The organism is Pseudomonas sp. FP603 (genome assembly GCF_030687415.1).
Taxonomy (GTDB): domain Bacteria; phylum Pseudomonadota; class Gammaproteobacteria; order Pseudomonadales; family Pseudomonadaceae; genus Aquipseudomonas; species Aquipseudomonas wuhanensis.
This window is the reverse complement of record NZ_CP117431.1, coordinates 4,296,035-4,316,186: the sequence shown is the minus strand read 5'-3', so window position 1 is coordinate 4,316,186 and position 20,152 is coordinate 4,296,035. Positions and strand designations below refer to the sequence as shown.

At 60.8% G+C, this 20,152-nt stretch carries 18 protein-coding genes; 13 read left to right on the top strand and 5 right to left on the bottom strand.

Annotation, left to right across the window (positions count from 1 at the left end; all coding sequences use genetic code 11):
- Nucleotides 1–290: 290 nt before the first annotated feature.
- Entirely contained in the window at nucleotides 291–1,241 is a 951-nt protein-coding gene (locus PSH65_RS19770; protein ID WP_305421936.1) for a GlxA family transcriptional regulator, read from the top strand.
- Nucleotides 1,242–1,426: 185 nt separating this feature from the next.
- Nucleotides 1,427–2,905 carry a winged helix-turn-helix domain-containing protein gene (locus PSH65_RS19765; protein WP_305421935.1) on the top strand — a complete coding sequence of 493 codons (1,479 nt, stop codon included), beginning with the start codon at nucleotides 1,427–1,429 and terminating at the stop codon, nucleotides 2,903–2,905.
- Here the strand turns inward: PSH65_RS19765 and PSH65_RS19760 are convergent.
- Nucleotides 2,870–5,674 carry a winged helix-turn-helix domain-containing protein gene (locus tag PSH65_RS19760; protein WP_305421934.1) on the bottom strand — a complete coding sequence of 935 codons (2,805 nt, stop codon included), beginning with the start codon at nucleotides 5,672–5,674 and terminating at the stop codon, nucleotides 2,870–2,872. The two genes, PSH65_RS19765 and PSH65_RS19760, sit on opposite strands and share 36 nt — an antisense overlap.
- A 230-nt stretch (nucleotides 5,675–5,904) precedes the next feature.
- Between PSH65_RS19760 and PSH65_RS19755 the strand changes: the two genes are divergently transcribed.
- Nucleotides 5,905–6,480 carry a flavodoxin family protein gene (locus tag PSH65_RS19755; RefSeq protein WP_305421933.1) on the top strand — a complete coding sequence of 192 codons (576 nt, stop codon included), beginning with the start codon at nucleotides 5,905–5,907 and terminating at the stop codon, nucleotides 6,478–6,480.
- A 34-nt stretch (nucleotides 6,481–6,514) separates the two neighbouring features.
- Nucleotides 6,515–7,339, top strand: coding sequence for an alpha/beta fold hydrolase (locus PSH65_RS19750; protein ID WP_305421932.1), 825 nt, complete (start codon nucleotides 6,515–6,517; stop codon nucleotides 7,337–7,339).
- Between the two features lie 16 nt (nucleotides 7,340–7,355).
- On the opposite strand, the gene PSH65_RS19745 is transcribed toward PSH65_RS19750, so the two are convergent.
- Nucleotides 7,356–7,820: a helix-turn-helix domain-containing protein gene (locus PSH65_RS19745; protein ID WP_305421931.1), complete on the bottom strand. Its 465-nt coding sequence runs from the start codon at nucleotides 7,818–7,820 to the stop codon at nucleotides 7,356–7,358.
- A gap of 287 nt (nucleotides 7,821–8,107) precedes the next feature.
- Between PSH65_RS19745 and PSH65_RS19740 the strand changes: the two genes are divergently transcribed.
- From PSH65_RS19740 to ycaC, 7 genes are all read left to right on the top strand, one after another.
- The gene (locus tag PSH65_RS19740) at nucleotides 8,108–9,103 is read left to right on the top strand and encodes an MBL fold metallo-hydrolase (protein WP_305421930.1); all 996 of its coding nucleotides are present in this window, start codon (nucleotides 8,108–8,110) and stop codon (nucleotides 9,101–9,103) included.
- Between the two features lie 46 nt (nucleotides 9,104–9,149).
- Nucleotides 9,150–10,073 carry a LysR family transcriptional regulator gene (locus PSH65_RS19735; RefSeq protein ID WP_305421929.1) on the top strand — a complete coding sequence of 308 codons (924 nt, stop codon included), beginning with the start codon at nucleotides 9,150–9,152 and terminating at the stop codon, nucleotides 10,071–10,073.
- 493 nt (nucleotides 10,074–10,566) lie between these two features.
- A complete protein-coding gene (locus tag PSH65_RS19730) occupies nucleotides 10,567–10,941 on the top strand; it encodes a DUF6124 family protein (RefSeq protein WP_305421928.1) in 375 nt (124 codons plus the stop codon).
- A gap of 226 nt (nucleotides 10,942–11,167) precedes the next feature.
- Complete coding sequence (locus PSH65_RS19725) at nucleotides 11,168–11,584, top strand: DoxX family protein (protein ID WP_305421927.1); 417 nt, start codon at nucleotides 11,168–11,170, stop codon at nucleotides 11,582–11,584.
- Nucleotides 11,577–12,182: an antibiotic biosynthesis monooxygenase gene (locus PSH65_RS19720; protein WP_305421925.1), complete on the top strand. Its 606-nt coding sequence runs from the start codon at nucleotides 11,577–11,579 to the stop codon at nucleotides 12,180–12,182. Before PSH65_RS19725 ends, PSH65_RS19720 begins: the two co-directional genes overlap by 8 nt.
- A 9-nt stretch (nucleotides 12,183–12,191) precedes the next feature.
- Complete coding sequence (locus tag PSH65_RS19715; protein ID WP_305421923.1) at nucleotides 12,192–14,030, top strand: amidohydrolase; 1,839 nt, start codon at nucleotides 12,192–12,194, stop codon at nucleotides 14,028–14,030.
- Nucleotides 14,031–14,099: 69 nt separating this feature from the next.
- Nucleotides 14,100–14,726 carry an isochorismate family cysteine hydrolase YcaC gene (ycaC, locus tag PSH65_RS19710; RefSeq protein ID WP_008073343.1) on the top strand — a complete coding sequence of 209 codons (627 nt, stop codon included), beginning with the start codon at nucleotides 14,100–14,102 and terminating at the stop codon, nucleotides 14,724–14,726.
- A gap of 66 nt (nucleotides 14,727–14,792) precedes the next feature.
- Here the strand turns inward: ycaC and PSH65_RS19705 are convergent, their stop codons facing one another.
- A complete protein-coding gene (locus PSH65_RS19705; RefSeq protein ID WP_305421920.1) occupies nucleotides 14,793–16,220 on the bottom strand; it encodes a mechanosensitive ion channel family protein in 1,428 nt (475 codons plus the stop codon).
- Nucleotides 16,221–16,283: 63 nt separating this feature from the next.
- Entirely contained in the window at nucleotides 16,284–17,300 is a 1,017-nt protein-coding gene (locus tag PSH65_RS19700; protein ID WP_305421918.1) for an alpha/beta hydrolase, read from the bottom strand.
- 162 nt (nucleotides 17,301–17,462) lie between these two features.
- Between PSH65_RS19700 and PSH65_RS19695 the strand changes: the two genes are divergently transcribed.
- Both PSH65_RS19695 and PSH65_RS19690 read left to right on the top strand, forming a co-directional pair.
- Nucleotides 17,463–18,368: a LysR family transcriptional regulator gene (locus PSH65_RS19695; RefSeq protein WP_305421917.1), complete on the top strand. Its 906-nt coding sequence runs from the start codon at nucleotides 17,463–17,465 to the stop codon at nucleotides 18,366–18,368.
- Nucleotides 18,369–18,461: 93 nt separating this feature from the next.
- Nucleotides 18,462–19,268, top strand: coding sequence for a class I SAM-dependent methyltransferase (locus tag PSH65_RS19690; RefSeq protein ID WP_305421916.1), 807 nt, complete (start codon nucleotides 18,462–18,464; stop codon nucleotides 19,266–19,268).
- Between the two features lie 182 nt (nucleotides 19,269–19,450).
- Here the strand turns inward: PSH65_RS19690 and PSH65_RS19685 are convergent, their stop codons facing one another.
- Nucleotides 19,451–20,140 carry an N-acetyltransferase gene (locus PSH65_RS19685; protein WP_305421914.1) on the bottom strand — a complete coding sequence of 230 codons (690 nt, stop codon included), beginning with the start codon at nucleotides 20,138–20,140 and terminating at the stop codon, nucleotides 19,451–19,453.
- Nucleotides 20,141–20,152: the final 12 nt, after the last annotated feature.

Below are 20,152 nucleotides of genomic sequence, written 5' to 3'. Positions count from 1 at the left end.
CGAGTGAGGAGAAGGTTAATGTTTACCGGTTAGTGCAATAAGTAGATGAAAATTGAAATACTGTCTCGTACAGGTTGACAGTCATATGAACAGGTTCATGTATCCTTATTGTTACACTTGGCCATAATGCCGGGCGCAATACTTGTGGGAGCGAGCCTGCTCGCGATAGCGGTCTTATAGTCACCATCATCGTGAGTGTGAAACCGCTATCGCGAGCAGGCTCGCTCCCACAAGGGTTTGGTGTTCGGCGCAATGGTATTAAACAGTTCTCTTTTAGTGACCCTGAACCCATGAAAACCGTGGCAATGGTGCTGTTCCCCGACTTTCTTCTGCTCGACATGGCCGGTCCCATGGAGGTGTTTTCCATCGCCAATCGTTATCTGCAACCCGCGGACCGTTACGAGCTGGCGACCATCGGCACCGAGCATGGCGCGTTGCGGGCCTCCAACGGCGTCAATGTCCAGGCCGATCTGCACATCGATCAGGCGAACGAGGGCTACGACTTATTGCTGGTGCCGGGCGGGCCGGGGGCCTACAACGAAAGGCATCCGCCGCTGCTCGGCTGGCTCAAGGGCGCCGTCACCCGGGCAAACCGTTATGGTTCGATCTGCACCGGCGCGTTCGTGCTCGGGCATGCCGGATTGCTGGACGGCTATCGCGTGACCACTCACTGGCATTACACCGAGCGTCTGATCAAGGGCTTCCCCAAGGCCACCGTCGAGACTGATCAGATTTTCGTGCAGGACCGCAATCTCATCACCTCCGGCGGTGTCACCGCCGGCATCGATCTTGCGCTGGCGGTGGTTGCCCAGGACCACGGCAAGAAAGTCGCTCAGGACGTCGCCAAGGTGTTGCTGGTGGTGATGAAACGCCAGGGCGGACAGGCGCAATTCAGTCCGTTGATGGCGGCGGTGGCTCCCCAGGAAACGCCGATCACTCGAGTGCAGAACCATGTGCTCGAACACCTCGACGAAGCATTCAGCATCGAGCGCATGGCCAGTCTGGTGAACATGAGCGCGCGGCACTTCGCCAGGGTTTTTGCCCGGGAACTGAACATGACGCCGATGGAGTTTCTGCAAAGCGCGCGTATCGATCACGCCAGGAATCTGCTGGAAACCAGCGACCTTCCGCTCAAGACCGTGGCCTATAAAAGTGGCTTCGGCAGCGTGCGGCACATGCGTTTTCTGTTCAGTGAAAAGCTCGGCCTGACGCCCACCCAGTATCGCGAGCAGTTCAGTTAACGCGCTGTTGTCCGTCGTGCGCACCGCGATGGCCGTGATGCTCCTCCCATGGCCGTTGTACCGTCACCCATGCCTGCCAAGATACCCGTGAACTCTTTTTTTGGAGGTGCGGGAGCCTGGATGGGCGGGTTCGATGGAGCTTGCAGTTCCTTGAACCGAGCCAGGTTTTCAGCGTATGAACGTGCATGAACAACCTCAGAGAGATAAACAGTGACACGGTGCTGCGGTTCGGGCCCTACGCATTCCACCTGCATCAGCGGCTGATTCTGGACGGTGATCGGCCACTGCGCATGGGCGGGCGAGCCCTGGAAATTTTGCAGGTGCTGGTCGAGCACGCCGGTGCGGTGGTCAGTAAGGATGCCCTGATTGCCCACGTCTGGCCGACTTCGGTGGTCGAAGAGATCAACCTGCGCGTACACATCGCCGCCCTGCGTCGAGCGCTCGGCGATGGGCCGAACGGGCAGCCCTATATCGTTAATATTCCCCAGCGCGGTTATAGCTTCATCGCCCCGGTGCAGCACGATCGGGCGGGCACGCCGGTGCTGGTCGAAACCGTGCACAAGCCTCAACACAACTTGCCTGCCCGGCTTACACCTGTGACCGGTCGCGACTCGATTGTCGGCAGTGTGGTCCGGCAGTTGCCGGTTCGACGCTTCATGACCCTGATCGGCCCCGCCGGCATCGGCAAGACCACCGTGGCGTTGCGCGTGGCCGAGTTGCTGTTGCAGCACTATCGGGATGGTGTCTGGATGGTTGACCTGTCGGCCATCGATGACCCGTCGCAGCTTTTCGATCATCTGTCGCGCACGCTGGAACTGGATGTCGGCGCAAAGGCGTTGGCGCAACGGCATGCCTTGGTGGTGCTCGACAACTGCGAACACCTGCTCGAACGTTGCAGGACAGTGGTGGACGATCTGTTGGCCTCGGCGCCTCGACTGTCGATCCTCGCCACCAGTCGCGAACCGCTGCGAGCAGCGGGGGAAACGCTGCTGCGGTTACCGCCCCTGACGGTGCCGCCAGCCTCGGCGATTTATAGCGTGGACGAGGCCATGGGGTATTCAGCGGTGCAGCTGTTGGTCAGCCGCGCCCGAGCCCGTCAGCAAGGGTTTGCCTTGCGCCAACAGGATCTGAAGGCTGTGCGTGAAATCTGTCGTCGGCTGGATGGCTTGCCCCTGGCCATTGAGCTGGCGGCGGCGCAGATCGATGCATTGGCGCTGGTGGGGTTGCAAGCGCAACTGGGCAACTGTTTTCAGCTGTTGAGCCAAGGTCGACGCACCGCCGTGCCACGGCATCAGAATCTCAAAGCCGCACTGGACTGGAGCTATGAACGGCTGAGCCCGTTGGAACAGATCGTGTTGCAGCGGCTGGCGGTGTTCAAGATGGCGTTCACCCTGGGCGCGGCGATTGGCGTGATCAGTGGCGCGATGTTGCTGCCGGCAAACCTGGTCAGCGTGGTGGAGAGTCTGGCGAATAAATCGCTGCTGTCGGTCGAGCAGGGCAACGGCGTGACGCGCTACCGTTTCCTCAATACCACGCGCACCTACGCCCTGGAGAAACTCGAAAACAGCGGTTACTTGCGTGCCTTCGAACTGCGTTATGAGCGCTACATCAGCCGGACCCACTGGACATCAGTCGGACAGGTCGTGCTGCAATTCGTCGAGTAACCGCCGGACTTTTATCAGGTCCGGTGTGGCGAAGCCTTCGGTGAAGCGCTGGTAAATCGGCGCCAGCAGCTCATGGGCTTGCCGGAAGTGGCCCTGACGCTGCCACAGCTGGGCCAGCGAAGTCGCACTGCGCAGTTCCCAGGCCAGCGCTCCCTGGGTTTTTGCCACGGCTAAAGCCTTGAGCAGCACCGCCTCGGCCGCGTCAGCACTGCTCGGGCAATCCTCTGCCAGTAACGCGTCGGCCCGGGCCCGTAGAATCTCTGCCGTGCTCCAGCCCGCCGCGCCGTTTTCGGCCCGCTCCAGCAACGCATCATCGATGAAACGGCTGCCCAGAGTGACCATGATTTCCTTGACCAACCCGGTGTCCGGTCGCGGGGATGAGGGCGCATCAGTTCCGTCGATCACCTGCGCGTAGTGTTTGGCCCAGGTGTAGAACAGCAACACCGAGTGTTTCTTCGACTGCTCAAGCAGCAAGGCCAGGAACTCGCGGGCGACCGGCGTGTTGCCGTTGTAGTGGGCGATCAGGCAACCGGACAGCGCCAGGGTGTAGCAGATGGACGTGCCATGATTGATTTGCATCGCGATGTCGAGCGCCTGTCGTGCGGTATGCCAGGCTTTTTCCGGGAGCCCTTGCAGCCAGAGAATGCGCGCCAGAATCGTCAGGGTCGCCACGCTCTGGTCGTATTGCACACCAAAACCATGGGTGAAACGGTTGAGTTGGCCGCTCTGGGCCAGGCGTTGAATGACCTGTTCGGCATTCTCCCGCGCCAGTGCCTGATCCCCGGCAAAATGCAGGGCCAGGACCCGCAAACGTTGGGTGCTGAGGGCCGTCACCGCGTCGTCGTGCGGCCTCAACCGCTCGAATTGTCGGCTCTGCTCCAGAGCCAGTTGGTAGTGGCCGCAGCTGAGATCAACCGCCAGGTGCCCGGAAATCGCTTTGAGCTGACCGGCCACATCATTGCAGTGTTCGGCCAGGTGTTTGGCGCTGACGAAGGCTTCGACGGATTCGGCGCTACTGCCCAGGGTGTGATAACAGGAACTGCCGAGGGCAAGCTTGAGGTTCATGGTCAAGCGCGGGCAGGGCTGATGCGTCGCTTCGAGCAACGCCAGGGCTTTGCGCACGTACACGCCGTATTCCTTGAGCAGCGACAGCTCTTGCCAGAGCGGTGCCGAGGTCGCGGCGAGACGGATGGCCAACGCTTGCGATCCTTGAGTATTCAAGCCCCAATCGAGCGCCGCACGAATGTCGTCCAGGCTGCGGGCGTAACGCTCGGTCCAGCGCTCGCTCTGGGTGTGTTCCCAATCGCTCTGCGCCTGCTGCATCAAGGCCAGGCAGCATTCGGCGTGGCGCTCCCGGGTGTCCGCCAGCTCTTGGGCCTGGTCGAGTTTTTCCAGCGCATAGCCACGCGTGGTGTCGAGCAGACGGTAGAACACTTCTTCGTCGCCGACTTCCACGTTCAGCAATGACTTGGCCACCAATTGGGTAATCGAGGCAAACACTACGTCGGGCTCGATGTACTGGCCGACAATCACGGCAGCCGCCGATTCCAGGGTAAAAGCGCCCCGGAATATCCCCAGTCGGCGCAGGCACGTCTGCTCGCAGGCATTGAGCAGTTCGAAGCTCCAGTCCAGCGTGGCGCGCAGGGTCTGATGGCGGCCCATGGTGGTCGGGCAGCCTTGGGCGAGCAAGCGAAAGCTGTCTTGCAGTTGCGACAGCAAGCCGCTCAAACCCAAATTGCCGACCTGCGCCGCTGCCAGTTCGATCGCCAACGGGATGCCGTCCAGGCGCCGGCAGATTTCAATCGCAAGCGGCAGTTCGGCTTCGCTCAGTTCGAAGCTGTCGTGGCTGGCCATCGCCCGCTCGACAAACAATTGCAGCGCCGAAAACGTCAGGGCCTGAGCGCGGTCGAGCACGGCGATGGGCGGCGGGCAGTCCAGTGATTCCAGGCGCTGCACGTATTCGCCTTCGGCCCGCAGGCTTTCGCGGCTGGTGGCCAGAATGTGCACTTGGGGCGCCGCGCGCAGGATGCTTTCGCTGAGCAACGCAATGGCATCGATCAGGTGTTCGCAGTTGTCGATGACCAGCAGCATCTGCCGTTCGCGCAAGCATGTGGCGAGCCCGTTCATGGGGTCGGCGTCATGCAACGACAGACCCAGCGCTGTCGCCAAGTGCGCGCCGATCATCAAAGGGCAGTTGATCGGCGCCAGGTCCACCAGGCGAATGCCGTCTCGATAGCGACCGATCAGTTGCTCGGCGACGCGCAGCGCCACGGTCGTCTTGCCGATCCCGCCGGGGCCCACGAGGGTGATGAAACGCTGCTGTGAGAGTTGCGCCAGCAGTCTGTCGACCAGCGCCTGACGGCCGATCATGCGAGTCCGGCGGACCGGCAGGTTATGGCCGCCTGGTTCATTGGTGTCGTTTTGGGGGCGTTGTTCAATGGACTCCAGGGAAAACGGCGCGACAAAGCTGTAGCCGCGCTGGGCGACGGTGATGATGTAACGCTGGCCGGCCTGACCGTCACCAAGGGCTTTGCGCAGTGCCGCCATGTGCACACGCAGGTTGGTGTCTTCCACCACGCTTTTGGGCCAGACCCGGGCGATCAGTTGCTGTTTGCTCACCACTTGCCCGGCGTGCTCCAGCAGGATCAACAGAATGTCCATGGCCTGCCTGCCCAGGCGCAGGGGCTGGTCGGCCTCCATCACCAGGCGTTGTCCGGGGTAGATCCGGTAGGGGCCGAAATGGATGGCCTGTTCGGGGGAAAGGGTCAACGGGTCACTCCTGCTTGCATCCGTCTATCACGCGCTATTCGGGCATGTTCCTCAAGTTTTTTCGGCAACGCAACGCAGTGTCAGGTGCACGGTAGAAAATTAACAACGTTTAACTCGTGCTGTGTCCGGTCTACGCTCAAAAATCCATTTCTTCAATTAGCTGAAGGTATCGGCCTTCAAGCAACAAAAAGCGTGCCGCAGAAAGGATGAACACTTCTGGAGGAGCCGGAATGAGCAACGTGGTGGTGGTCTATCACAGTGGTTACGGGCACACCCGGGTCATGGCCGAAGCCGTGGGCCAGGGAGTGGAACGGCACCTGGGCAGCACCTGTCGGCTGATTCCGGTCGAGGAAGTGGATGATCACTGGGAACGCCTGCACCGTGCCGATGCAATCATCTTTGGCGCCCCGACCTATATGGGCAGCGCCTCGGCCGCCTTCAAAGGCTTCATGGAAGCCACCGCGTCGTTCTACCTGGCCCGGCCCTGGCGCGACAAACTCGCGGCCGGGTTCACCAATTCCGGTTGCCTGTGTGGCGACAAACTCAACACCTTGCTGCAGATGTCGGTGTTCGCTGCGCAGCACTCAATGATCTGGGTCGGTCTCGACCTGCTGCCGGCGCGCAGCAGCACGGGGCTGTTCGACGGGCAACTGAATCGCCTCGGCAGTTCGCTGGGGGCGATGGCCCAATCGAACGTCGAACAATCCCCCGAGTTTGCACCCCCGCTGGAAGACCGCCGTACCGCCGCACATTTGGGCGAGCGGGTGGCGCGCCTGGCCGAACGTCTGGCCCAAACCTCTCATTAACCGCCGTAAAACCCCACGCATGAGGAAATTCACAATGAGCACCTTTACCACCCGAGACGGCACCGAAATTTACTTCAAGGACTGGGGCACCGGTCAGCCGATCGTCTTCAGCCACGGTTGGCCGTTGAACGCCGACAGTTGGGAATCGCAAATGATCTTCCTGGCTTCCAAAGGCTACCGGGTCATCGCCCATGATCGCCGTGGTCACGGTCGCTCGAGCCAGCCATGGTTCGGCAATGACATGGACACCTACGCCGATGACCTGGCGCAGTTGATCGAGCATCTGGATCTGCAAAACGCTGTGCTGTTCGGCTTCTCCACCGGCGGTGGCGAAGTGGCGCGCTACATCGGTCGCCACGGCACCGGTCGCGTGACCAAGGCCGGGCTGATTTCCTCGGTGCCGCCGCAGATGCTCAAGACCGAAGCCAACCCCGGCGGCCTGCCGATGGAAGTGTTCGACGGTATTCGCCAGGCGTCGCTGGTCGACCGTTCGCAGCTGTACAAGGATCTGGCCAGTGGTCCGTTCTTCGGTTTCAACCGCCCGGGCGCCAAGCCGTCCCAGGGCATGATCGACTGGTTCTGGCTGCAGGGCATGGCCTCCGGCCACAAGAACGCCTATGACTGCATCAAGGCATTCTCCGAAACCGACTTCACCGAAGACCTGAAAAAGTTCGACGTGCCGACCCTGGTGGTGCATGGCGACGACGACCAGGTGGTGCCGATCGAAGCGGCGGGCATCGCCTCGGCGAAACTGGTCAAGGGTTCGACATTGAAGGTCTATCCGGGAGCCCCGCACGGCCTGACCGATACCCACAAGGATCAACTCAACGAAGATCTGCTGGCGTTCATCAAGGGCTGATCAAAATCAAAGGCGCCTACAGGGATATGTGAACACCTGTAGGCGCTGCCGAAGGCTGCGATCTTTTGCTGTTGAGAGAGGGAAGCGTACTCATGGCACGGCAACGCCAGGCAAACGGTGTGATGCCTTCGCTGCGGGTGAAGATATGGGAGAAATGCGCCTGATCGCAGAAGCCACATTCGAGGCTGATTTGCGTCAGGGTCAGGTCGGTGTTGCGGATCAACTGTTTGGCCCGGGCGATGCGTTGCTGTCGGATCCAGTCTTGCGGTGAAACACCGGTGCTGCACTTGAACGCACGGGAAAAATGACTGCGCGACAAGGCGCAGGCCCGTGCCAGTTCGGTCACTTCCAGGGTGTCGCCGAGGTGGTCGAGGATCAACTGTTTAACCAGATTTTCACGCCAGGGGCTAAGGCCGCCCGTGGTCTTTTTCTGCGTTTCAGTGGCATACGCCCTGATCGCGTTTTGCTGAAAGTGAGCCATGGCCAATGTCCGTGTCGGTGGGCGGGCGCGGGTGCACTGCACGGTGGGTCAGCACATTTCCCTTTCTGAAAAATCTCAAAAAAGAAGTCCGCGCGGATGGCTTCATTCTTGGTCGCGAAGGCTTTGGCTTGCGAGTTAAACGTTGTTAATTCCGCGCTCAGGCTGAAGGTGAAAAAGCGTTAACTGAGCACATCACTGCAATCCGCGCCCACGCACGGTCATGCAAGATTGACGACTCGTAGGGGCCTGGGCAGGCCGCTTTTTTTGGCTCGATCAAGGGTGATTTCATGAAGCATTCCCGCGTTTGCACGCTTGGCGGACTTGGCCTGGCATTGGCGCTGATGTCCGGTACCAGCCTGGCCCAGGCGCCGGCTCAGGTGAACACTCAGGTGCCCGGTTATTACCGGCTCGCGGTGGGCGACTACGAAGTGACGGCGTTGTTTGATGGCTACAACGACCTGTCGCCCAAACTGCTCGACGGTCTGACCCAAGACCAGATCCGCGCGTTGCTGGCTCGTCGCTCGATTGAAACTCCGGGGGTGCAAACCGCGTTCAATGCGTTTCTGGTGAATACCGGCAAACAATTGATTCTGGTGGATACCGGGGCAGGGCAGTGCATCGGTGCCACGGCGGGCCAACTGTCGGCGAACATGCAAGCCGCTGGTTATAAGCCAGAACAGGTCGATACCATTCTGCTCACCCACTTACATCTGGATCATGTGTGCGGGTTGGTTGATGCGCAGCAAAAGCCCGTGTTCGCCAACGCAACGGTCTACGCGGCCAAGGCAGAAGCCGATTACTGGCTTGACCCGCAGGCCATGGCCAAGGCACCGGCCGGTGCCAGGGAGTTTTTCAAGATCGCCCAGGACTCCACCGCGCCCTACATCGCGGCGGGCCGCTTCAAGACTTTTACTGTAGGGCAGTCGCCAGTGCCTGGCGTTGTCGATGCCGAGCTCGAGGCGGGGCACACGCCGGGCAGTACCACGTATCGGTTCAACTCCCAAGGCCAGAGCATTCTGTTCATGGGTGATCTGGTGCATAACCTGGCGGTGCAGTTCGAGCATCCCGAGGTATCGATCCGTTTCGACGTAGACAATCAGCAGGCGATCAAGAGCCGCGCCAAGGTTTTCAGCGATGCGGCGGCCAGCAAGATCTGGGTTACGGCGGCGCATTTGCCGTTTCCGGGTGTCGGCCATATCACCGCAATGGACAAGCATTTCCAGTGGGTACCCATCGAGTACGGGCCTTACAAACGAGCGGCGAAAGTGCCGATGATCGAGTAAAGTCCGCAGAATCGAGCCTGGCTGAACACAATAGGGAACCGTGCCCATGAACCGTAACGATCTGCGCCGCGTCGACATGAACCTGCTGGTGATTTTCGAAGCCCTGATGTTCGAAAAGAACCTGACCCGCGTCGCCGAAAAACTGTTCATGGGCCAACCGGCAGTGAGCGCTGCGTTGGGGCGGTTGCGTGATTTGTTCGACGATCCGTTGTTGCTGCGCCATGGTCGCGGGATGGAGCCGACGGCGCGGGCGCTGGCGATTCTCAAGGAGCTGCAACCGGCGATGGACACCATCTCGGGGGCGGTCAGCCGCGCCAAGGAATTCGACCCGGCCAGCAGTTGCGACGTGTTCCGCATCGGGCTGTCGGACGATGCCGAGTTCGGTCTGTTTCCGCCGCTGCTGCGCCAGTTGCAGGAGGAGGCGCCGGGGATCGTGGTCGTGGTGCGCCGCGCCAATTACCTGTTGATGCCGGCGTTACTGGCGTCGGGAGAAATCTCGGTGGGGGTGAGCTACACCACCGACCTGCCGGCCAATGCCAAACGCAAAAAGCTGCGCGACATCCCCTGCAAAGTCCTGCGCGGCGATGACCGCCCGGGGCCGCTGACGCTGGACGAATACTGCGCCCGTCCGCATGCGATGGTGTCGTTCTCCGGCGACCTGAGCGGCAACATCGACCTCGACCTGGCCAAGGTCGGTCGCACTCGTCGCGTGGTACTGGGTGTGCCGCAGTTCAGTGGGTTGCGCGCGTTGCTCGCCGGTACCGAGATGATCGCTACTGTGCCGGATTACGCCGCATGTGCGTTGGTTGAAGGCTGCGCGTTGCGCGCCGAAGATCCGCCGTTTCCTATCGACGCCGCGCAGTTGTCGATGGCCTGGAGCGGGGTGCATGACAACGATCCTGCCGAGAAATGGCTGCGGTCACGGATCAGTCAATTCATGTCGGTGTCGCTGGATATTCCAGGGCTGTAAATACAGCTCTTCAAAACCCCTCAACCCCCGTGGGAGCGGGCTTGCTCGCAAAGACGGCGGCACAGTCCACATTGATGTCGCCTGACACACCGCTTTCGCGAGCAAGCCCGCTCCCACAGGGAATGTGTGTTGATTCGAAGGCTGTGTTTAATGGTGTTTAGCGTTACTTCCTGAAAGCTACAGATCCTTGCGCCGTTGCCTACGACTGCGCCAGAATCCGCCGGCTTGTGCGCTTTGGGCCTGGTCTTTATCGTTTCCGCATCGCTGCCAATCAGCGATCGGGTTTAGCGACCTGAACAGGTATAAGCGCAACAACGCTCCGTCATATTGCAGGCACTCCATGTTTGCAGTGTCGATATGGTGGCTGTGCGCGGGAGGCCCTCGGGCCTGCCGGGTCTTATACCTCTCGGTTCGCTAACCTGCGTACAGCCGCCACCCTTACTTGTTTAGCGACAGGTGCTGGTGGTTCCATCAGGTATAACGGAGATTCACCATGTTCAAAGCCACACCTAACCCGCCAGAAACCGACGACGTTTCCCCCTACGATCCCCTCGATCCCAAAAAACTCAACGAAGCCGCCGAGCGCGCCCTCGATCACTACCTAAAACCGTCCACCCCCAAAAAACTGCGCAAACCGAGCACGATCTACACCGTCGCCCCGGACATCAACATAGAAGAGTTGCTGGCCAATGCCTGCGAATCCTTTGCCTCGGCCAAGGTGATCGCCAATGACTGTGCCGGGTTTCTGGAAGGGCCGCAGCGCAACACGATACTGGGCGTCGCGCAGCTCATCATGCTGGGTGAACTGGCGGTGAGTCGGGCGCTGGATAGTCTGGAGCTGAAGGCAGCCCCGGGCTCTGTAACCTGATTTTATGCGCTGATCCCTGTCGATCGTTCCCACGCTCCGCGTGGGAATGCAGCCCGGGACGCTCCGCGTCCCCTCCAGAGCCGAACGCGGAGCGTCCGTTGAGGCATTCCCACGCAGAGCGTGGGAACGATCGAAATCATGAGACTCGCAAAGAGAGCACGTACATTCAATTTTTCCCCACCCCTTGGCGGCACTATTCAGGCCAGTGATTGAACAAGGGTGAGCCATGAACGCTTCGCAACGGGATGAACAGGCGCGGGATGTCGGGCTGCTGTTTCTGCGGGTCACCGGCAGCTTGTTCCTGCTGTGGGTGCACGGCTTGCCCAAGCTGCTGAACTTCAGCGCCGAGTTGCAACGCATCGAAGACCCATTCCACCTCGGCGCCCATCTCACCCTGAGTCTGGCGATTTTCGCCGAAGTCCTGTGCCCGCTGCTGATCGTTGCCGGGGTGCTGGCGCGGCTGGCGTGCTTGCCTATTCTGTTTGTGCTGCTGGTGGCGCTGCTGGTCGTGCATCCGCAATGGAGCGTGGCCGAAGGGCAGTTCGGCTGGCTGCTGTTGATTCTGTTTACCACTGTGTTTATCGCCGGGCCGGGACGGCTGGCGCTCAATGTCCGTTTGCCCGGAGTGCTCCGTTATGCCTGAAGCCCAAACTCAAAAAGCGCCGGGGTCCGATGAGATCGTGACGCTGATCGTCAAGCACCGGGTCAAGGCCGGTTTCGAAGCGGCCTATGAAGCCTGGCTGCGCAACATCGTCAGCATAGCGGGACAGCGGGAAGGGCACCTGGGGGTGGATGTGGTGCGCGGCAAGCGTGCGGGCCTGGATACTTACACCTGTGTGTTGCGTTTCTGTTCCACCGAGGCCATGCAGCTTTGGCTCGACTCGCCGCAACGCCAAGCGTTGATCGACGAAGCCGCGCCGATGCTGGCCGATGGCGACCAGACCGAGGTCAACCCGGTCAATGAATTCTGGTTCACGCCACTGGCCGATGCCGCTTCGCCACCGCCGCGCTGGAAGCAGGCTGTGGTGACGTTGTTGGTGATCCTGCCGCACACCTTGCTGGTGCCGCTGCTCTGGGGGCCGTTGCTGCAGCTCAACGCCTTGCTCTCCAACTACGTGGTCGCCACGTTCCTGATCACCCTGACCATCGTGCTGTCGGTGGTGTACGTGTGCATGCCCGCCGCGACGCGTTTGTTCGCGCCTTGGCTGGAAGCGGGCCAGCCTCACTCCAATCTGCCTTAAGGACACGCGATGAACGCCGATCTGATTCTGTTCAATGGCCAATTTCATACCGTAGACCGCGAAAAGCCCCTCGCCAGCGCCGTGGCGATCAGCGACGGCCGCTTTGTCGCGGTCGGTAACGATGCAGAGGCCATGGCCCTGCGCGGCTCGGGCACCCAGGTCATCGACCTCAAGGGCCGCTGCGTCATCCCCGGTCTCAACGACTCCCACCTGCACTTGATCCGTGGCGGTCTCAATTACAACCTCGAACTGCGCTGGGAAGGCGTGCCGTCCCTGGCCGATGCGCTGCGCATGCTCAAGGAGCAAGCCGATCGCACGCCGACGCCGCAATGGGTGCGGGTGGTCGGTGGCTGGAACGAATTCCAGTTTGCCGAGAAGCGCATGCCGACCCTTGAAGAACTGAACAAGGCTGCGCCCGACACCCCGGTATTCGTCCTGCACCTCTACGACCGTGCCCTGCTCAATCGTGCCGCACTGAAAGTGGTCGGCTACACCCGCGATACGCCGAACCCGCCGGGTGGCGAAATCGTGCGTGATGCCAACGGCAACCCGACCGGCATGTTGGTCGCCAGGCCGAACGCGATGATTCTCTACTCGACACTCGCCAAGGGGCCGAAGCTGCCGCTGGAGTATCAGGTCAACTCGACCCGCCAGTTCATGCGCGAACTCAACCGTCTCGGCCTGACCAGCGCCATTGATGCCGGCGGTGGTTTCCAAAATTACCCGGACGATTACCAGGTGATCGAGCAGTTGGCGAAAGATGATCAACTGACCGTGCGCATCGCCTACAACCTGTTCACCCAGAAGCCAAAAGAAGAGCTGACCGATTTCCAGAACTGGACCGGCAGCGTCAAGTTGCATCAGGGCGACGACTTCCTGCGGCACAACGGTGCTGGCGAGATGTTGGTGTTCTCGGCGGCGGATTTCGAAGACTTCCTCGAACCGCGTCCAGACCTGCCGCAAACCATGGAGCAGGAGCTGGAGCCGGTGGTCCGCCACTTGGTGGAGCAGCGCTGGCCGTTCCGTTTGCACGCCACTTACAACGAATCCATCAGCCGCATGCTCGACGTGTTCGAGAAGGTCAATCGCGATATTCCGTTCAACGGCCTGCCATGGTTCTTCGACCACGCTGAAACCATTACTCCGCAGAACATCGAGCGAGTGAGGGCGCTGGGCGGTGGTATTGCGATTCAGGATCGCATGGCGTTCCAGGGTGAATATTTTGTCGACCGCTACGGCAAGCAGGCCGCCGAAGCCACGCCGCCGATCAAGCGCATGCTCGCCGAGGGTGTGCCGGTGGGCGCCGGCACCGATGCCACGCGAGTGTCCAGCTACAATCCATGGACCTCGCTGTACTGGATGGTCAGCGGTCGCACCGTCGGTGGTCTGGCGCTGTACGAGGAAGGCTTGCCACGGCAGACCGCGCTGGAACTGTTCACCCATGGCAGCGCCTGGTTCTCGTCGGAACAAGGCAAGAAAGGCCGGATCAAGGTCGGGCAACTGGCGGACCTCGTAGCACTGAGCGCGGACTTCTTCAGCGTCGAGGAAGAGGCGATCAAGTGGATCGAATCGGTGCTGACCGTGGTCGGCGGCAAGGTGGTGTACGCCGCCGGCGACTTCGAAAAACTCGGGCCTGCCAGCGTGCCGGTGCTGCCGGACTGGTCGCCGGTGGCGAAGGTTCCGGGACACTGGCGGCCGAATTCGCCGATGCAGGCGCAGGTGCACCAGTGCAGCGGCCCGTGCGCGGTGCATTCCCACAGCCATGAACGGGCGCGTTTGTCGAACGCGCCCGTCAGCGATTTCCAGGGGTTCTGGGGCGCATTTGGCTGTTCGTGTTTTGCTTTCTAGTGATTTTAAAAAAGCGCCGACCTTATGTGTCGGCGTCCTGAGCAACGTCCACCCTCCGAGGAGTTTCACATGAGCAACGTACCTTACAAACGTCTGAACAAAGATGACGCCGTTGTGCTGCTGGTCGATCACCAGACTGGCCTGATCTCGCTGGTGCAGGATTTTTCGCCCAACGAATTCAAGAACAACGTGCTGGCCCTGGGCGACATCGCCAAGTTCTTCAACCTGCCGACCATCCTCACCACCAGTTTCGACAGCGGCCCGAACGGCCCGATTGTGCCGGAGCTCAAAGAACAGTTCCCGGATGCGCCGTTCATTGCCCGTCCAGGCCAGATCAATGCCTGGGACAACGAGGATTTCGTCAAGGCAATCAAGGCTACCGGCCGCAAGCAACTGATCATCGCCGGCGTGGTGACTGACGTCTGCGTGGCGTTCCCGACCCTGTCGGCCATTGCCGAAGGCTTTGAGGTGTTTGTAGTGACCGATGCTTCCGGTACCTTCAACACCACCGTGCAACAAGCAGCGTGGGCACGGATGTCGGCGGCGGGTGCACACCTGCTGAACTGGTTCTCCGTGGCCTGCGAGCTGCAAGGCGACTGGCGCAACGACATGGAAGGCCTGGCCAACCTGCTGTCCCAGCGTCTGCCGAACTACCGCAACCTGATCAACAGCTACACCAAGTTCACTGCCAAGTAAGGTGCTGACGAAAAAATGCCCGCCGATGTGCGGGCATTTTTTTGTGCCGATCGAATGTCCGCTGCATCAGCGCTTCTGCAGCCATCCCAAAAAACCACCTTTGCTGATCGGCGCCGGTTTGGCCATCAAGGCCAGCCGACTGTTCTGCTGCCGCACCGCCTGCAACTTGTTCAAGGCCCGGCCCACTTCGCTGCGCTGTTCCATGCACTGGCGGGTCAGGTGCTTGTCGAGACGGTAGATGATCGAAGACGTCAGCGCGGTGAACGTCGCCTGCGACGGCGTATCGGCCAGGATGCTCTGTTCGCCCATGACTTCACTCGGCCCCATGCGACCGGCCTCGGTGAAACCATTGCCGTCCGGCACGCTGGCGCTGACGACGCCGGTGGCGATCACGAACAGGCTGTCCGGCACTTCATCCAGATCCAGCACCACCTGGCCTGCGACGTATTGTTGCGCGACCATCGATTCGGCGAGGCGATCACGTTCCTCATGGCTCAGCGAGCGGAAAATCTTCACTTCATCGAGCAGCGCGCGGGCGCGGGTCGTGGGTTCGATCACGCCGTCGGGGTGTCGCGAAATGCCGGCCGCTTCCAGATGGCGATGGGCGAGGTCGAACAGCTGATTGCGCACCTCGCTTTTCTTGCCCAGCTCGGCGATGAAACCGCTGGCCACGTATTCGGACATCTCTTCGCCAGCCTCTTTCAACACCGCTTTGGGTGCCGGGTTCAGCAACAGGTTGCTGCTGCCTTGCAGCGTGCGGTCGAGGGCGTCGAGTACCCGGCGTGGGCGGATGTGGTTCGCCACCTTGATGCTGATCGACACCCCGTGCAGGTTGTTCGGGCGGCTGAGGTTGACGATCTTGGCCTTGGCCGCCACCGAGTTCGGCACCACGGCCATCGTGCCGGCGCTGCTCAACAGGTGCGTGGCGCGCCAGTTGATATCCAGCACTTTACCCTCGACGCCATCGATCACCACAAAGTCGTCCACCTGATAGGGCTTGGTGGTGTTGAGCACGATGCCGGAGAACACGTCGGCCAACGTACTCTGCAGCGCCAGACCGACCACGATGGCGAACACGCCGGACGTCGCGAGCAGACCTTTGACCGGCAGATCCAGCACATAACCGGCGGCCGCGACGACGGAGGCCAGAAACACCAGCGCACCGATCACGTCCTGCAACAAACGGCCGCTGTGACCTATGCGGCGCATCAGCACCAGACCGAACACTTCCGTGAGTACCCGTGCGGCATACAGCCACCAGAGAATCCCCAGCGCCGTCGCACCGAGTTGCGCCACCGGGTCATCGGCAAACAACGGCGCCTGCAATGGGCTGACGCCGGCGTTGATGACCAGCGCACTGAACGCCAGAAACAGCACCAGCCGCACACCGACCTTTGGCGCGCGATGCTTGAACGGGACGAGGTGCCAGAGCAGGGCGTCGAGCACCAGCAGCAGGGCGCTCCAAGGCAACAGGTGGGCAGAGAAAAGGTTCATGGATTGCACTCCAACGGGCACAAAAAAACTCGCCACACCCTGGGGTGTGGCGAGAGGCTGGACTCAGTTCAGATGGGTCTTGAGCTCGGCCGCGGCCTGACGTACCGCCGCTTTGACTTCCGGAATCTGATTCAGCGGATTGAGCAGGCCAAAGTCATGAATCATCCCGTTGTAGCGCACCGAGGTCACCGGCACACCGGCCGCATCGAGGTGGCGGGCGTAGCCTTCGCCTTCGTCACGCAGCACGTCGAATTCGGCGGTCTGCACCAGTGCGGCAGGCAGGCCCTTGAGCTGTTCGGCGCTGGCATTGAGCGGCGAGGCATGGATCTGCGCACGCTCGGCCGGGTGGGTGGTGTAGTTGTCCCAGAACCACTGCATCATCCCTTTGGTGAGGAAGTGCCCCTCGGCGAATTGCTGGTACGAGCCGTTATCGAATCCGGCGTTGGTCACCGGCCACATCAACAGCTGAAAGCGCAGGGCAGGGGTTTTCTGCTCTTTGGCCATCAGCGCCACGACCGCCGCCATGTTGCCGCCGACGCTGTTGCCGGCCACCGCCAGTCGCTTGCCATCAACACCGATCTCTTTGCCGTGCTCGGCCACCCATTTGGTCGCGGTGTAGGCCTGGTTGATGGCGGTCGGGTAGTGCGCTTCCGGCGACGGCGTGTAGTCGACGTATACCGCGACGGCGCCGGACCCCACCACCAGGTCACGGATCAGGCGCTGGTGGGTCGGGAAGTCGCCCAATACCCAGCCGCCACCGTGGAAGAACATGAACACGGGCAATTCACCCTTGACCTTGGCCGGACGCACCACTTTCAGGTTGATCGTCTGGCCGTCGACCTTGATCGCCTTGTCGCTGATTTCAACACCCGACAGATCAACCTTCACCGAAGCCTGGGCGCCAGTCAGCACCGCGCGGGCGTCTTTCGGGCTCAGTTGCTCAAGCGGCTTGCCACCGCCGGCGGCGAGGGCTTCGAGGAAGGCCTGGGTGTTGTGTTCGACACCGGGGCTGCCGGCGGCGAATGCGTTGCCGATGGACAGGGCGAGGAGGGACGCGGCGAGGGTTTTCTTGATGTTCATGTGCAATTCCTTTTTCACTCGTTTGAGTTTTTGTATGCCTTGGGATCGGGCTGCTGTGGCGCTGGGGTTCAGGCCTCAGCAACACCGTGAGCACAGATTAATGAGGTGCCGGAAAGTGAAAAAGCGGCTATAAAGCGAATAACTGTCAACCAGAGAGTGACAATGAACCCGTTCGAAGACATGCGTATGTTTTGCCAGGTGATGGATTCCGGCAGCTTCACCGCTGCAGCCGATCAGCTGGGGCTGTCCAAGCAATTCGTCAGCCGCCGCCTGATGCAGCTCGAAGAGCGCCTCGGCGTGCGCCTGCTCAATCGTTCGACCCGGCGGCTGGACGTCACGCCGCTGGGGCAGAGTTATTACGAGTCAGCCCTGCGCCTGCTCAGCGAAGTCGAGCAAATGGAGCAGGGCATTGCCGGCCAGACCACCGAACCTCGCGGCACCATTCGCCTGAGTGCGCCGCTGTCGTTTGCCGTGGCGCATTTGGGCTGTTTGCTGCCGGTATTTTTGCAGCGTTATCGCGACGTCACCGTGGAAGTCGACCTGAGCGATCGGCCGGTGGATTTGCTCGGTGAGGGTTACGATTTGGCGTTGCGCATCGGCGTGCTGGAAGACTCGACACTGATCGCCCGACGCCTCGCCTCCATCGAACGGGTGTACTGCGCCAGCCCGGCGTATCTGGCCGAGCGGGGCACGCCGCTCAAACCCGAAGATTTGCACACCCACGATTGCCTGCCGTACGGCCACGGTCGTCAGGTGCAATGGCGTTTCGGCGGGCGGGGCCAGCCGCTGAGCGTCAATGTCACGGGGCGGATGCGGGTCAACAACGGTGAGTTGCTCAAGGACGCGGCCATCGCCGGCATGGGGATTACCTACCTGCCCACCTTCATCGTCGGTTCGGCACTGGAGGACGGCCGACTGGTGCCGGTGCTGGACGATTTGCGCCCCGAGCCGCTGACCTTGTCGGCGGTCTACCCGCAACATCGCCAGAGTTCGCGACCGGTGCAGGCGCTGATCGAGTTCTTGCGTGAGCGGTTGAATCAACGCGAAGAGGGTTCGCCCCACCGGTGATTACAAGATCGCAACAAAGCTCGAATGGTAGTTTTCCTGACGCTGATCCAGACTCTTACCGGCCAATCAAAGGCCCGAATTCTGGAGCGTGCAATGGAAATGCCGACAAAAGAAAAAGCCATCGCCAGCAATCGCGATGCGTGGAATGACTCCGCCCCACACCACAAAGATACCCCTGAGTGGCAGGCCTGTTTGGGTGCCGTGAGCCATGGCGATTTTTCCTGCCTGGATGACACTCTCACCGGGTTGCTTCAACAGGTCGGCGTCGACGGCAAGGATGTGGTGCAACTGGGCTGCAACAACGGACGCGAAAGTCTTTCGCTGTTTGCCTTGGGGGCCCGCCGTGTTATGGGCATTGACCAGTCTGAGGCCTTTCTCGATCAGGCCCGGGAGCTGGCATCCCGTTCGCCCCATGAGCCCGAATTCATCGAGGCTGACATCCATCGCCTGCCGACTGATCTTCACCAGTGCTTCGATGTAGCGCTGATTACCATCGGCGTATTGAACTGGATGCCGGACATCGCCGAATTCTTGCGCCATGCCGCGCAAACCCTCAAACCCGGCGGTGCTCTCGTGGTGTACGAAACCCACCCGTTCCTGGAAATGTTCGACCCCGAGTCAACCGATCCCTATCGCCCGGACAGCTCGTATTTTCGCAGCGAACCTTTCGTCCAGAACCAGCCAATCGTCTACGAAGGCAAAGTCCAACAGCAGGCCTCGGCGTCCTACTGGTTCGTCCACACCCTGGGCGCCATCTTCACCGGTGCTGTCGAGGCGGGATTACAGATCAGTCACTTCAAGGAATACCCGCATTCCAACCGCGAAGAACTCTACGACAAGTATCAGCAACAACAGGCGCAGTTGCCGTTGTGTTACACGTTGGTGGCGGTGAAGCGCTGAGTTTCGGATCTGAGAAATGAGTTGCACTGACTGACGCCATCGCGGGCAAGCCCGCTCCCACAGTGGTCGCTGTCGTTCACAAATCCTTTGGTCAAAGCAGATACCTGTGGGAGCGGGCTTGCTCGCGATGGCGGCGACACAGTCCTCCATCAAACAACGACAATCGCGACCTCCAATCAAAATCACGCCTGCGCCGCAGTCACTGCCGATTGCGCGGGTTTGCGCAGCGCCGTCAGCCGCGAGCCGTTGTAGTAGGTTTCGCGGAAGAAGCGCCAGCGGCCGAACAGGTCGTAGACGTGGGTGATGCGCCCTTGCTCCTGGTAGTCCATGCGGATGTGCATTTTCATGGCCTGGATGTTGCGGGTATCGCAGACGTCGACGATCTTGTTGTAGCCTTTTGCCCGCATCGCATTCCAGAGATTGAACTGGGCGTCCACGGACAGGTTGGAACCGAAGTATTGAGGGATCATTTCTCCACCGAATTCGAAAAATTCACCGGGATTGACCCGGAACCAGCAGCCGTAATAGTGCCGGTCAAAGTAGTCCCCCTTGCTGCCCCAAATGAATCCGATGGCATCACCTTGCTCGTCCACATACATGTGCCCGGTGTGACCCTCGGCGGCGATTTCGGCCATGGCCTTGACGCGGTTGCCATAATACTTGGTGAACGCCTTGGCGTTTTCCGGGGTGATGGTTTCCAGGTGCAAGCCCGTATAGGGCCGCAGATTGTGCGGTGCCACCGGGGTAACCAGATCGCGCCCCAGCCATAACAGCTCTCGATGGAAGTACACGTAGCGTTTCCAGAGCGTCTGGAGCGTGTGGAGCAGGCCTTTTTGTTTGATACGTTCGCGAAGCTTGGCGATGGCGCTCATGAAGTCCTCCGA